Raw genomic sequence first — 12,839 nt, 5'->3', positions numbered from 1 at the left:
GAACCGTGGACCATTGGTTTGCGCTTGCGAGTTTGCTGGTGGCGCCATTTTGGGCGCTGCTGATATTCGCGCCGCGATGGCGTGTGACCGTGAAGATTGCGGAGTCGCCGTGGATCGCCGCGCCGGCGGCGCTGGCTTATTTGGTATTGATTTTGCCGAGGATCGGGGCAATTGCGCCCACCATTATGCATCCGAGTTTGCCGGGCGTGGCGGCGCTGCTGGGATCGCCGGTCGGGGCGTTTCTCGGCTGGGCGCATTTTCTCGCCTTCGACTTATTTATGGGACGCTGGATTTTTCTGGAGGCGCGGCGGGACAATCTCTCGTCGCTGCTGATCAGTCCGATCTTGTATCTCACGCTGATGTTCGGCCCGATCGGCTTCCTGACGTTCTTGATGCTGCGCGCGGCGGTTCGATCGTGGCGCGCCGGACAAATTCGGCGCAGCGTCGCCTCGGTCTTACAGGCGCTGAACGCGAGTACGCCGCTGATGCTTCTGTTCTGGTTCAACGTGGCGCTGATCGGGGCTGCGACGGCGGGGCTGGTGCTTGATCACCGGATCATCACGGGAGCGCCGGCGTGGCTGAAGCCGCTGAAGTTCGCCATTTCCGTTGCTATCTATAGCGCGACGCTGGCGTGGACACTGAGCTTCCTGCCAGCGGGCGCACGGATCGTCCGCGCGCTCTCGTGGACCATGGCGTCGATGGTGGGGATCGAAATGGTGATCATTCCGCTTCAGGCGTTTCGCGGAACGACCAGCCACTTCAACCATTCGACTCCTCTGGATACCGTTCTTTTTGGCGTGATGGGGATCGCGATCACGGTCTTGTGGGTCGCGCAGATCGTCGCCAGCGCGCAGCTATTGCGCACGAAGATTGCGGATCGGGCGCTTGCGCTGGGGATTCGCCTGGGATCGGCGCTGACGGTTGTGGGTATGACGGTCGGATTTCTGATGACGGCGCCGACCGCCGCGCAAATGGCGTCGGCCGCCGCGCTGCACGTCATGCCGGTGGTCGGAGCGCATACCGTCGGCGCGCCGGATGGCGGCGCGGGCCTGCCGTTTTTGGGCTGGAGCACACGCGCCGGCGATCTGCGCGTCGCGCACTTCGTCGGCCTGCACGCCCTGCAGCTGCTGCCGCTGGCGGCGTTGCTGCTCGGTCTGTCGCGCTGGAGTGAGACGGTCCGGCTGCGTCTGGTCGGGATCTTCGGCGCCGGGTATCTGGGCGCAATCGGTCTGCTCGTCTGGCAAGCGCTGCGCGGCGAGTCCATCGTGCGCCCGGACGGCGCTACCCTCGGCTTATGGTCCGTTCTCTCCGTTGCCGTACTCTTGATAGCAATCATTGCTATCTTTCAGGGAAGGCATGAGGTGAGGACAAGCGCCATCGATGCTGGAGAACTGGTCGGGCAGGGTGGGGGGTAATGCGTTTCGCGAGATGGAGAGCGTCGTTCGACCGGAAGATGCCGACGAAGAAGCCAGCGGCTAAAACCGCTGGCTTCTTCGTTCGGTCGCTCGTGTCTGGCTTACCCCTTGAGGGAGGCCATGTCGATCACGAAGCGATACTTGACGTCGCTTTTCAGGACGCGGTCGTAGGCGGCGTTGATGTCCTGGATATTGATCATTTCGATATCGCTGACGATATTGTGTTCGGCGCAGTAGTCGAGCATCTCCTGGGTCTCTTTGATCCCGCCGATGCCGGAGCCGGCGAGTGAGCGGCGCTTGCCGGCGAGGGTGGCGGCGTGGACGGAGGCGGCTTCGGTTGGGATGCCGACCAGGACCATGCTTCCGTTCAGCTTGAGCAGGTTCAAATATATCGACAGATCATGCGAAGCGGAGACGGTGTCGATGATGAAGTCGAACGTGTTCGCCAGCGCCTTAAGCGCTTCGGGATCGCGGGTGACGACGACTTCATCGGCGCCCAGTCGCTTGGCGTCTTCTTCCTTGCCGGGCGAGGTGGTGAACTGCGTGACGTGAGCGCCGAAGGCGTGCGCGAACTTCAGCGCCATGTGTCCGAGGCCGCCCAGGCCCACGACGCCGACCTTCTGACCGGCCTGCACGTTCCAGTGCTTGAGCGGCGAGTAGGTGGTGATGCCGGCGCAGAGCAGCGGGGCGACGGCGGCGAGGTCCAGCTTGGGAGAAATCTTCAGCGCGAACGCTTCGTCCACCACGATATTGTCGGAGTAGCCGCCCTGCGAAATCGTTCCGTCCGGGAACTTGCTGTTGTAGGTGAGGACAAGCTTGCCGCCCTCGCAGTACTGCTCCTCGCCGGACTTGCAGTTGGCGCATTCGCGGCAGCTATCGACCATGCAGCCGACGCCCGCCAGATCGCCGGCGGCGAACTGGGTCACGGCGTCGCCAATCTGGGTCACGCGGCCGACGATCTCATGGCCGGGGACCATCGGGAAGATCGAGTTGCCCCATTCGTTGCGGGCTTGATGGATGTCGGAGTGGCAGACGCCGCAGAAGAGAATCTCGATCTGGACGTCGCTAGGGCCAAGTTCGCGGCGGTCGAACTCAAAGGGCGCCAGCGGCGTGGTCGCGGTCTGGACGGCGTAGGCGAGGGTATTGCTCATAAAATTTCCTTATCTTCGAAAGCGTCTAAGGGAGGATGATCCCGTTCGGAATCCGCGCGAATCCATCCATGCAGTGATTGGGCGATGGCGCAAGCGGCTTGTTCGTCGCCCGCTTCGATCGCGTCCCAATATGCGATTTTGCGGTCCAAATATTCTAAGTTGCGCAGCATCTGTCGCTGACGTTCTTGAAGGACAGTCTTATGCTGAGTCAGGAGCGCTTTCTGCTGCGTCACGGCGGTCTCGCCTTGGCTCAGCGCCTCGAAGTACTGCCGCATCTCGGCCAGGGGCATTCCCGTCGCCCGCAGGCACGCCAGCGATTCCAGCCGGGTGACGTCTTCCTGAGAGTATCGCCGGTGCCCGCTGCTGTGATGTCGCCGGACCGGATGGATCAGACCGAGGCGTTCGTAGTAGCGCAGCGTATGTTCGCTCAGTCCGGTCAAATCCACCACTTGCTGAACGGTCATCTCCTCCAGAGGAGCAATGAGATATCTGCCTGGCAATTCGAGTGCTGCGGTGTCTTTCATGGATGCTGTCCTTCGGATGAACTTCGTTTGGCGGACCCAGAAATGAGTATAACGAACCTAGAGCGCTCTAGGTCAACCCCCACGCAAAAAATAAAATTCGCCAATTTCTATTCGCGCCAGACGGAAAACTGTCGGCGATAATCCGTAACGAGGTCGCGTCCCGCCAGGAGCCGGCGCGGTCTTTTTTGTCTCCTGGGTATATTCTTAAGGTAAAGCATTCCAACATCATCGAGAAAGTAATCTTTAATGACGACTTATGAACACCAGCTGGATCACGTCGCCGTGCCGTCCCGCGATATCGCCGCCTCCGTCCGGTGGTATGTCGAGAAATTCGGCGCCGAGGTTCTCTATCAGGACGGGACCTGGGCGTTTCTGAAATTAGGGCAGGGGAAGCTCGCGCTGGTGACGCCCAGCCAGCATCCGCCGCATGTCGCGGTCCGCGTGGGCGCGGAGGCGCTGCGCGAGCACGCGCTGGCGGCGGGCAAACCGGTCGATCAGCATCGGGACGGGACCGCCGGCATCTATATCGACGATCCCGACGGAAACCAGGTCGAACTGATCTATTACCCTGCCGACCGCACGATCTACGATAAGCCGCTGGAGTAGCAGTGCGGAATCGTCCATACTTCTGACGGATTTTCCCATGGACGCTCGAAGCCGTCTGTTATACAATCGTTCTCATGAACGAGCTTCTCACCGCGATCGATCAGGTCGCCGATCGGGGTCCATTTCAGCCGAACTGGACTTCACTCAAAACCTACCAGATCCCGCAGTGGTATGAGGACGCAAAGTTCGGCGTCTTCATCCACTGGGGCGTCTACTCCGTCCCCGGCTTTTCGAGCGAATGGTATCCGCGCGAAATGTATCGGCAAGGGACCAAAGAATTCCAGCATCACATCGAAACTTATGGGCCGCACGACCAATTCGGCTACAAAGACTTCATCCCTATGATGAAATATGAGAATTACGATCCCGAGGAGTACGCCTCCTTGTTTCAGGAGGCCGGCGTGAAGTTCGTGATGCCGGTGGCGGAGCACCATGACGGCTTCGCCATGTACGATACGGCGCTTTCCCGCTGGAGCGCGGCGAAGATGGGGCCAAAGCGCGATGTCCTCGGCGATCTGGCGGACGCCGTTCGGAAGCGCGGGATGGTCTTCTCGGCGTCCTCGCACCGCGCCGAGCACTTCTGGTTCTTTAACGGCGGACGCGATTTCCCTTCGGACGTGCAGGCCCCCGAATTCGCCGATCTCTATGGTCCGGCGATGCCCGTGGGGGACACCAACGATCCCACGCAGGGGACGCCGACCAAGGAGCATTTGGAAGACTGGCTCATCCGGACATGCGAGCTTGTGGACAAGTACCGGCCGCAGATCGTCTGGTTCGACTGGTGGATACAGCAGGAAGCCTTTGCGCCCTATCTGCAAAAGTTCGCGGCGTATTACTATAATCGCGGCGCGGAGTGGGGCCTGGGCGTTGCGATCAATTATAAATACGCCGCCTACCCCGAAGGAAGCGCCGTGTTCGATGTGGAGCGCGGGCAGCTCGCCGGCATCCGCGAGCGCTTCTGGCAGACCGATACATCCGTCTCGAAAAATTCCTGGGGATACATCGCTAACCACGACTATAAAAGTGTGGACTCGCTGGTGGATGACCTGGTGGACATCGTCAGCAAAAATGGGGCGCTGCTGCTGAATATCGGGCCGAAGCCGGACGGGACGATCCCCGAGCCGGAGCAGGAGATGCTGCGTCAGATCGGCGCCTGGCTCAAGGTGAACGGCGAGGCGATCTATGGAACGCGTCCCTGGACCATCTTTGGCGAGGGGCCGACCGATGTGAAGGAAGGCGCCTTTACGGACACGGAGCGGCAGGAGTTTACCGGGGAAGATCTCCGCTTCACGACCAAAGGCGACACGCTCTATGCGATCGCCCTCGCCTGGCCCGGCGCGCATCTCGCGATCAAGTCTTTGGGCTTGGGAAGCGGCCGCGCCGCCGGATCGCCTGCGCGGATCACTCTGCTCGGTGACGATCGTTCCCTATCGTTTACGCAGACCGAGGAGGCGTTAATCGTGGAGCTTCCGGCGGCGAAATCGGGAGAGTACGCCTATACGCTGAAGATCGATGGCTTTGATCTTTCGGCGGGAAAAAAGAAAATGGAGAGCGCAGCATGACGGATGCAAAACTGGCGGAAGGCGTCGATCCGGCGCGAGTCCCGAAGAAGACTCTGGCGACGGGCGCGCAAATCCCCGCCATCGGTCTGGGCACCTTTGGCTCGGACAACTATACCAGCGATCAGATCGCGCGCGCCGTGGTGGACGCCGCGTCGGTGGGATATCGGCACTTTGACTGCGCCTCGGTCTACGGCAACGAGCACTTGATCGGTCCAGCCTTGCGGGAGATCACGCATAGCGGCGTGGCGCGGGAAGATCTCTGGGTGACGTCCAAGGTCTGGAACGACCGCCATGACGATGTGATCGCTTCCTGCGAGCAGTCGCTGCGCGATTTGAAGCTCGACTACCTGGACCTCTACCTGGTCCATTGGCCGTTTCCCAACGCGCACGCTCCGGGCGTGGATGTTTCCTCGCGCGACGCGCACGCCCGGCCCTATATCCACGACGATTATATGAAGACGTGGGCGCGGATGGAGACACTGGCGGCGCGCGGTCTCGTGCGCCACATTGGGACGTCGAATATGACGATCCCGAAGCTGGAGCTGGTCCTGCGTGACGCTTCGCTCAAGCCGGCGGCGAACGAGATGGAGCTGCATCCGCACTTCCAGCAGCCCGAGCTGTTCCAGTATGTGCTGGATCGCGGGATCGTCCCCATCGGCTACTCGCCCATCGGCTCGCCCAGCCGCCCCGCGCGGGACCGCACGCCGGACGACACCGTGGACGTGGAGGATCCGGTCATCCTCAGTATCGCCGAGCGTCTCGGCGTCCACCCGGCGGTCGTCTGCGTGAAGTGGGCGGCGCAGCGCGGGCAGATCCCGATTCCATTCTCCGTGAAGCGATCGCAGTATCTCGCGACGCTTCAGGCCGTCGTCGGCGAACCGCTCACGGACGCGGAGATGGCGGCGATCGCCGGAATCGACAAAAACAATCGGCTGATCAAGGGCCAGGTCTTTCTCTGGAAAGAGAATCAGTCCTGGGAAGACCTTTGGGATATTCATGGGGAGATCGCGCAATGACGCAGGCGGAAACGATGGCGAGAGAACTAAAGACGATGACCGGAGTGGTGCTGCCGGGAAACAGCACCGTGGCCTTCCGAGAGCAGGCCGTGCCGGTTCCCGGACACGGTCAGGTGCTTGTTCGCATGAAGGCGAGCTCGATCTGCGGATCGGATATCCGGGCGATCTACCGCGAGCATCTGGGCGTGGGCGACGAAGCGTACCGGGGCGTTATCGCCGGGCATGAGCCGGCCGGCCAGATCGTCGAAGTCGGTCCCGGCTGCAAGCAGTTCGGGGTAGGGGACCGCGTGGTTCTTTATCATATTAGCGGCTGCGGGATCTGTGAGGACTGCAAAACGGGATATATGATCTCGTGCCATTCGCAGAGCCGGGCCGCCTACGGCTGGCAGCGCGACGGCGGCCACGCCGAGTATCTGCTGGCCGAGGAGAACACCTGTATTCGCCTCCCGGACAATCTCACCTACGAAGACGGCGCGCTGGTCGCCTGCGGCTTCGGCACGGCCTGGGAGGCCCTCACGCGCATCGGCGTCAATGGGCGCGACCGTCTGCTCATCACGGGGCTTGGGCCGGTAGGCCTGGCGGCGGCGATGCTGGGGAAGGCGCTGGGAGCGAGGCATGTCATCGGCGTGGACACCAGCGCGCACCGGATCGATCTCGCCCGAACGCTCGGTCTCGTCGATGACGCTTTTCTCAGCGACGCCGACGCGCTCGGCAAAATCAAGGATGCGACCGGCGGCAAGGGCTGCGAGGCGAGCATCGACTGCTCCGGCGCCGCTCCCGCGCGCAAGCTGGCGCTGGGCGGCGTGCGGCAATGGGGGCGCTGCGCCTTTGTCGGCGAGGGAAGCGATGTCCAGTTCGATGTCTCGCCCATGCTGATCCATCCGCAGATTACGCTGTTCGGCTCCTGGGTGACCAGCCTGGGGCATATGGAGGACCTCGTGGAGCGCCTTTCGCGCTGGGACCTGCACCCCGACAAGACCGTCACGCACCGGTTCACCCTGGCCCAGGCGGCGGACGCCTACCAGGTCGCCGACGCCGGCCAAAGCGGCAAAGTCGTGATCGTCTCTGAGTAATCCTTCTGGAAAATTGTGCGGCCGGCGACAAATTCGCCGGCCGTTTTGTTTTTGTCGTGAAAAACGCCATTCTCCCATTCGCTCGAAAAATATTATATAAAATTGTGTTTTGACGGAGATTATGAGAAAATGATAAGAATCTAAACGGTTAGACGATAATTTCATTCTGAAATTAAGCATTAATACCAGTCAATGACAGCAAAAGTTGTTTTACGACCGAAATCCACGGGTGACGTGGCATGGATTTTGCTGTTAGAAGAGATCGTGGCTGTGAAGTCTTGCATGGTGGAGAGAGCAAGTTGATTCTTCCCGTGCGCGAAGCCAACGCTGTCCCTCTATAAGTCCTTTGCCCATGTGCAAATGAGAAAGGAGTTCCAAGTGAGCGTCCCTGCTACCCAAATACAAGCCGGCGCCGACGAAGTGATCGTTGCATCCGCCAGCATCCGCAGGCCCGTTGTTGTGATGATCGATGAAGCCGTGCGTCGAACGATCGATATCACTGTTTGCACCCTCTCGCTGATACTCCTCTTCCCGCTGTTTCTGGCGCTCGCGATCGCTATCCGAATGGATAGCCCGGGTCCGGTGCTGTTTATCCAGAAGCGTGTCGGCAAGAATGGAGTCGAGTTTCCATTTTTCAAGTTCCGCTCGATGTACATTGACTCGGAGCAGCGGCGCGCCGCGCTGCTGGTCAACAACGAGGCAAGCGGTCCGTTGTTTAAGATGAAGCAAGACCCTCGCATCACGAAAGTCGGACGGCTGATCCGACGCTCGTCGATCGATGAACTGCCGCAGCTGCTGAACGTGCTGCGCGGCGAGATGACGCTTGTCGGCCCCCGCCCCGCGCTTCCTTCCGAGGTGGCGACATACTCCCCCAAAGAACGTCAGCGTCTGATAGTCACCCCTGGACTCACCGGCCTCTGGCAAGTCTCCGGCCGTTCCGACCTGTCGTTCGATCAGGCGATCCACCTGGACCTCGATTACATTCGGCGCCGCTCGGTGCTCCTCGACGTACAAATCCTCGCCAAGACAATCCCCGCAGTTGTCGCCGGACGAGGCGCCTACTAAACCTCGCACGAACCCGATTGAATACGTCCCTGAGCCACCATCTGGTGGTTGAGGGACGTATTTTTTATTTGGCCCGTCCCTGTCGCAGACAAAATAAAAAGCCACAGCGAATTCGCTGCGGCCGATGATTTCGAATAGATGGCGATGGTGATAGGAACTAGCGTGATTTTGTTGCGGCGAAGCCCCAGATGGGATGTGCGTTTGTCAGGTCTTCTTCGGTGGCGAATGAGTACTCCACCTGGCGCGAATCCAAAAGCGCGAGGCTGGACCATGGGACACAATAGATGTCATTCGAGAGGCGTGTGACTTGCGAATGGGTTACGAGCTCATAAAACCCAAGCACGCTATCCTCGTTCGACAAAAATTTGATGTAGGCGTTCCGCACTGACCCCTCCGTGTATTACTCATCTGACGATATTGCACAAACCATGCCAAGCCTGCTTGTTTGCTGACACTGCGTTATTAATTTCCAGTCCGTTTTCATATGTTTGCGCGAGCAGCGGGCGTCGTTGACAGTGCAGGTGCGCTGTGGTATATTATTCGAACACCAAAACAGTTCATTTTTGCGCAATTTGAGATGCAGGAAAGCGATTATCCGGAACATGGCAGATGACGAGATTGTTTTAACGCAAGCCAAATATAAAGAATTGGAGATCGAGCTTCTTCGCCTGCAAACCACGGAGCGACGTGTGATCGCCGAGCGTATCAGCACCGCCCGATCTCTGGGCGACCTCCGCGAGAATTTTGATTACCACGACGCCAAACGGCAGCAGGGCCTTTTGGAAAGCAAGATCATCAATCTGAAGCGTATTCTGGATCGCGGGAAGATTGTCGATTACCTTCCCGGCGGAGATGCGGTTCAGCTTGGCTCACGCGTCAAGGTTCACGACGAAGAGTTCGATGAGGATATCGAGTATCAGATCGTGGGCGTGATGGAGGCGGATCCGGCCACGGACAAGATCTCCAACACTTCTCCCGTCGGCAAAGCGCTTCTGGGACACAAGGTCGGCGACAAGGTGGAAGTGCAGACGCCCGCCGGCGTCGCCATCTACGAAATCATCGAGCTTACCTGAGCCTTCCGTGGCGGCGGGGGAGGGAATTCGCCGTCGCCGGGACTGGTGAAATTGCTTGCATTGCACCGGCCGTTATGATATAATGGCGGCTGTGGATAGTGTCAGGCAAGAGAAGCTGCGAGCCAAGGCGGCGCGGATCGAAGAGATGCTGACGGAGGCATACGGTCCCCGGGTCTGGAAGGCGGAAAATTACAGCAGCGACCTTTGCGGGGCGCTTGTGGCGACAATCCTCTCCCAGAACACCAGTGATTTGAATTCCGGACGCGCTTACGCCTCGCTCTGCTCCGCCTTCCCGGACGGATGGGACACCGTGCGTACGGCGAATGTCACCCGCGTCGCCGACGCCATCCGCTGCGGCGGCCTGGCGGACACCAAGTCCATCCGCATACAAAACGTGCTTCAGGATATTCATGAACGGACGGGGAGCACGAGCCTCGATCATCTGCGGTCCTGGACCGACGACGATATTCGCCGCTTCCTTCGATCTTTTCCCGGAGTGGGGCCGAAAACGGCGGCCTGTCTTCTGATGTTTAACCTCGGACGCCCTGTACTCGCTGTGGACACGCACGTGCACCGGGTGTCAGGACGACTGGGATTGATTGGGCCGAAGACCACCGCCGATCAGGCGCACGACGATCTTCCGGCGCTGCTCCGCGATGACCAGGTCTACTCCTTCCATGTCCATCTGATCGAGCATGGCCGGCGCACCTGCCACGCGCGAAACCCGGAGTGCGGCGTCTGCGCCGTACGGACTGAGTGCGATTGGTATCGGGCCAACAAACTGAAGGAGGCGGCATGAGTGAAGGACAAAACGAGCCCTCCTCGCTGCTGACCTCGGACGCCGGGAACTCTTCGCCTCTGCTGCGCGATGATGGAATGTGCTTTGGATGCGGATCCGAAAATCCCATCGGTTTGCATTTGACTTTCGCCTGGGATGGGGATACTTATGGTGCGCGCTTCGTCCCCGAGGCATGCCACCAGGGCTGGGTCGGCCGCGTGCATGGGGGGATCCTGGCGCTGGTGCTGGATGAAGTCCTTTCGCGGGCGGCTCTGGAGCGGCATGGGCTGGACTGGGTGACGGCGGAATTGACCACGCGCCTAGTGCGTCCGGCGCCGACCGGTGAACCGCTGATCGTCCGGGGACGCATCGACAGCGTGCGCTCCAAAATGATCCTCTGCAGCGGGGAAGTCGTGGACGAACGGAGCGGCGCCGTAATCGCGCGCGGCGTGGCGAAGATGATGCGGCCGCGCTAAGTCCTGAAAGTTGTTCGCGCCGTGGGCGCGGCGAGGAGAGTTCGAACGATGATGTCAGACGAAACCTCGAATTTTGGCGGAGAAACACCGCTGGAGCGGCAGCTGCCGCCCGATACCGATTTGGACGCCGTCGAGACACGCCGGGAAGAACGCGAGGCCGACGCGGTGCTGGAAGACGTCGACCGTTATGTCGCGCAGACGGATCCGGCGTCACTCGCCAGCGCTGAAGCGGAGCTGAACGCCTGGGAGATCCCGGTGGATCCGTTGGATCTTGCGGACGGCGAACTGAGTTCCGGCTCGGACGCTCCGGTCGCGGTCTTCAGCGCGACCTCCGAAGCGGAGGCGCACATCATCCAGGGCGTGCTGGAAGCGGCTGGTATTCCCGCCCGTCTCCACGATGTGGCGATGCGCGCCATGGGCAATATCTTTTCCGCGGGAGAGGAAGGGTGGGGGCAAGTGCTCGTTCCCGCCAATCTCGCCGAACAAGCTCGGCAGGTAATTGAAGAGGCGCGGCGCTCGCCGCCTCAAAACACTTAGCGGAAGCCCGCGCGGACGTGCGTGACGGCTATCTCAAAGCGGGACGCTTATCCGAAATAGGGGGCGCGTGAGGGACAATGCTTCAGAAACAGCAGTATGCAGTGGCGGTGGTGGGAGGAACGGCGGCGTTGCTTCTTCTGGGAGGCGCTCTGGGAGCCCATGCCGACGGGATCACGGTGACGCGGCCCGCCGCGAACGCGATCGTGCGCGAGACCGTCCCGATCCGGGTGGCTTCGCGCGATTTGCCGCCGGACGGCTATGTCTCCATCGTGATCGACGGGCAGTTTGTCACCGCCCGCGTCATTCCCCAGGGCAGCGGCTCCATCTACGATTGGGACACCAAGGCGCCCTACACCACGACGGATGACCCGGACACCAAGAAGTTCCTTCCCGATGGCAACCACTCCGTCACCGTCTCCGTTTACACCAATAAAAATCAGCTGGTGGGAACGCAGACGATCCCGGTGCGTGTGGCCAACAAGATCCCCAGTGTCGCCGCTCGTGGCGTGACCCTGACTTATAAGTGGCGATTGAACGACACCATGTTCTACAACCGCACCACCGAGCTGAGCCAGAGCGTTTCCAGCAGCAGCAGCGGCACGACCAACGGCGTCGCCGTTGACACCAGCGATGCTCCCGCGACGGTTGTGGAAGCCTCCAGTCTCAAGTTCAAGCGCTCGGTCGAAGACACCGAGGCGGACAACTACTTGATCCGCGATCTCATCACTCCCACGGGAACGCTGACGCGCGGCGTGCAGGCGCAGGTTATCAGCGCTATTTACCCGCTGAAGTCCCAGTACCGCACCGTCACGGAGTACGGGGATGTCCTGAGCACGATGGCGCCGCTGAGCCCGGGGGCGCACTACGCGTTTTCCATTCCGGTCATGCCCGCGCGGCGTGTGACGATCGGCGACTCCTGGCGTTCGCCGCTTCAAGTCTCTCTGGACTGGGCGACCACCAAGCCTTTGACGGTTTCCGGCGAAAGCCGCCTGGAAAGCTTCGAGTGGCAGGATGGATATCCGACCGCGAAGATCCGGGAGACCTTCGACGGCCCCGCGCACTTCCCCATCAATCCCGGCTCGGCGTTTTCGGGAGCCTCGGCGGATAAACTTCATGTCGAGCGCGTCGTTTACTTTGCTTACAACTCCGGCCGTCTCATTCGAACCGAGACCACGGCGCAGTACACAGGCGATCCTGTGAAGACTCCGTCACTGTCCGGCGGCCTGGGCAGTTCTCCCTTCGGCGGCCGTGGCGGCTATCCCGGCGCTCCCGGAGGCGCTTATCCCGGCGCCCCGGGCGCCGGTTATCCTGGCGGCGCGGGACGATTCCCTGGCGCTCCGGGCGGCGGGGGCGACGATTCCGATCCTGGCGCCAATCCATTTGGCGGCGGCTACCCTGGCGCCCCCGGCGGCGGCTATCCCGGCGCGCCAGGTGGCTATCCCGGCAGATCTCCGGGCGGACTCCCGGGCGGCGGCGCTTATGGCGGCGCGGCGGCGGTGACCATGACGACGACGATGAAGTTCACTGAAGTCACCGATATCGTCCCGGAATAGTCTCAGAAAG

The 12,839-nt window shown here is 60.9% G+C and carries 14 protein-coding genes; 11 read left to right on the top strand and 3 right to left on the bottom strand.

Annotated features, from left to right (window positions below; genetic code table 11):
* Nucleotides 1-5 precede the first annotated feature (5 nt).
* Nucleotides 6-1,415 (top strand): ABA4-like family protein, encoded by a 1,410-nt coding sequence (locus tag D5261_RS32350; RefSeq protein WP_119319740.1) that lies wholly within the window; start codon nucleotides 6-8, stop codon nucleotides 1,413-1,415.
* A 101-nt stretch (nucleotides 1,416-1,516) separates the two neighbouring features.
* Here the strand turns inward: D5261_RS32350 and D5261_RS32345 are convergent, their stop codons facing one another.
* Together D5261_RS32345 and D5261_RS32340 are read right to left on the bottom strand one after the other, a co-directional pair.
* Nucleotides 1,517-2,566 (bottom strand): NAD(P)-dependent alcohol dehydrogenase, encoded by a 1,050-nt coding sequence (locus D5261_RS32345; protein WP_119319739.1) that lies wholly within the window; start codon nucleotides 2,564-2,566, stop codon nucleotides 1,517-1,519.
* Nucleotides 2,563-3,090: a MerR family transcriptional regulator gene (locus D5261_RS32340; protein WP_119319738.1), complete on the bottom strand. Its 528-nt coding sequence runs from the start codon at nucleotides 3,088-3,090 to the stop codon at nucleotides 2,563-2,565. The genes D5261_RS32345 and D5261_RS32340 overlap by 4 nt, the downstream gene beginning before the upstream one ends.
* Nucleotides 3,091-3,336: 246 nt before the next feature.
* Here D5261_RS32340 and D5261_RS32335 point away from each other — a divergent pair, with 246 nt between their 5' ends.
* From D5261_RS32335 to D5261_RS32315, 5 genes are all read left to right on the top strand, one after another.
* Nucleotides 3,337-3,696 (top strand): VOC family protein, encoded by a 360-nt coding sequence (locus D5261_RS32335; protein WP_119319737.1) that lies wholly within the window; start codon nucleotides 3,337-3,339, stop codon nucleotides 3,694-3,696.
* A gap of 74 nt (nucleotides 3,697-3,770) precedes the next feature.
* A complete protein-coding gene (locus D5261_RS32330) occupies nucleotides 3,771-5,258 on the top strand; it encodes an alpha-L-fucosidase (protein WP_119319736.1) in 1,488 nt (495 codons plus the stop codon).
* A complete protein-coding gene (locus D5261_RS32325) occupies nucleotides 5,255-6,274 on the top strand; it encodes an aldo/keto reductase (RefSeq protein WP_119319735.1) in 1,020 nt (339 codons plus the stop codon). The genes D5261_RS32330 and D5261_RS32325 overlap by 4 nt, the downstream gene beginning before the upstream one ends.
* Nucleotides 6,271-7,347: a zinc-dependent alcohol dehydrogenase family protein gene (locus D5261_RS32320; RefSeq protein WP_245992467.1), complete on the top strand. Its 1,077-nt coding sequence runs from the start codon at nucleotides 6,271-6,273 to the stop codon at nucleotides 7,345-7,347. The genes D5261_RS32325 and D5261_RS32320 overlap by 4 nt, the downstream gene beginning before the upstream one ends.
* A gap of 378 nt (nucleotides 7,348-7,725) precedes the next feature.
* Nucleotides 7,726-8,412 carry a sugar transferase gene (locus tag D5261_RS32315; protein WP_245992465.1) on the top strand — a complete coding sequence of 229 codons (687 nt, stop codon included), beginning with the start codon at nucleotides 7,726-7,728 and terminating at the stop codon, nucleotides 8,410-8,412.
* A 157-nt stretch (nucleotides 8,413-8,569) separates the two neighbouring features.
* On the opposite strand, the gene D5261_RS32310 is transcribed toward D5261_RS32315, so the two are convergent.
* On the bottom strand, nucleotides 8,570-8,797 hold the full coding sequence (locus D5261_RS32310) for a hypothetical protein (protein WP_119319733.1): 228 nt from the start codon (nucleotides 8,795-8,797) through the stop codon (nucleotides 8,570-8,572).
* Between the two features lie 217 nt (nucleotides 8,798-9,014).
* On the opposite strand from D5261_RS32310, the gene greA reads away from it, so the two are divergent.
* The 5 genes from greA (at nucleotide 9,015) to D5261_RS32285 (ending at nucleotide 12,829) form a co-directional block, all read left to right on the top strand.
* Entirely contained in the window at nucleotides 9,015-9,485 is a 471-nt protein-coding gene (greA, locus tag D5261_RS32305; protein WP_119319732.1) for a transcription elongation factor GreA, read from the top strand.
* Nucleotides 9,486-9,567: 82 nt separating this feature from the next.
* Nucleotides 9,568-10,284, top strand: a complete 717-nt coding sequence (locus D5261_RS32300) for an endonuclease III domain-containing protein (RefSeq protein WP_119319731.1) — start codon at nucleotides 9,568-9,570, stop codon at nucleotides 10,282-10,284.
* The gene (locus D5261_RS32295) at nucleotides 10,281-10,739 is read left to right on the top strand and encodes a PaaI family thioesterase (RefSeq protein ID WP_119319730.1); all 459 of its coding nucleotides are present in this window, start codon (nucleotides 10,281-10,283) and stop codon (nucleotides 10,737-10,739) included. The genes D5261_RS32300 and D5261_RS32295 overlap by 4 nt, the downstream gene beginning before the upstream one ends.
* 48 nt (nucleotides 10,740-10,787) lie before the next feature.
* A complete protein-coding gene (locus D5261_RS32290) occupies nucleotides 10,788-11,276 on the top strand; it encodes a putative signal transducing protein (protein WP_119319729.1) in 489 nt (162 codons plus the stop codon).
* A 77-nt stretch (nucleotides 11,277-11,353) separates the two neighbouring features.
* Complete coding sequence (locus D5261_RS32285; protein WP_119319728.1) at nucleotides 11,354-12,829, top strand: hypothetical protein; 1,476 nt, start codon at nucleotides 11,354-11,356, stop codon at nucleotides 12,827-12,829.
* The last annotated feature ends 10 nt before the right edge of the window (nucleotides 12,830-12,839 follow it).

This window comes from Capsulimonas corticalis, assembly GCF_003574315.2.
Classification (GTDB): domain Bacteria; phylum Armatimonadota; class Armatimonadia; order Armatimonadales; family Capsulimonadaceae; genus Capsulimonas; species Capsulimonas corticalis.
This window is presented reverse-complemented; position numbering and strand designations above follow the sequence as displayed.

Excerpts from the sequence above, each read along its gene's own strand:
- D5261_RS32345 (WP_119319739.1), bottom strand. The coding sequence starts at position 2,566 with ATGAGCAATACCCTCGCCTACGCCGTCCAGACCGCGACCACGCCGCTG.
- D5261_RS32340 (WP_119319738.1), bottom strand. The coding sequence starts at position 3,090 with ATGAAAGACACCGCAGCACTCGAATTGCCAGGCAGATATCTCATTGCT.
- D5261_RS32335 (WP_119319737.1), top strand. The coding sequence starts at position 3,337 with ATGACGACTTATGAACACCAGCTGGATCACGTCGCCGTGCCGTCCCGC.
- D5261_RS32330 (WP_119319736.1), top strand. The coding sequence starts at position 3,771 with ATGAACGAGCTTCTCACCGCGATCGATCAGGTCGCCGATCGGGGTCCA.
- D5261_RS32325 (WP_119319735.1), top strand. The coding sequence starts at position 5,255 with ATGACGGATGCAAAACTGGCGGAAGGCGTCGATCCGGCGCGAGTCCCG.
- D5261_RS32320 (WP_245992467.1), top strand. The coding sequence starts at position 6,271 with ATGACGCAGGCGGAAACGATGGCGAGAGAACTAAAGACGATGACCGGA.
- greA (WP_119319732.1), top strand. The coding sequence starts at position 9,015 with ATGGCAGATGACGAGATTGTTTTAACGCAAGCCAAATATAAAGAATTG.
- D5261_RS32300 (WP_119319731.1), top strand. The coding sequence starts at position 9,568 with ATGGCGGCTGTGGATAGTGTCAGGCAAGAGAAGCTGCGAGCCAAGGCG.
- D5261_RS32295 (WP_119319730.1), top strand. The coding sequence starts at position 10,281 with ATGAGTGAAGGACAAAACGAGCCCTCCTCGCTGCTGACCTCGGACGCC.
- D5261_RS32290 (WP_119319729.1), top strand. The coding sequence starts at position 10,788 with ATGATGTCAGACGAAACCTCGAATTTTGGCGGAGAAACACCGCTGGAG.
- D5261_RS32285 (WP_119319728.1), top strand. The coding sequence starts at position 11,354 with ATGCTTCAGAAACAGCAGTATGCAGTGGCGGTGGTGGGAGGAACGGCG.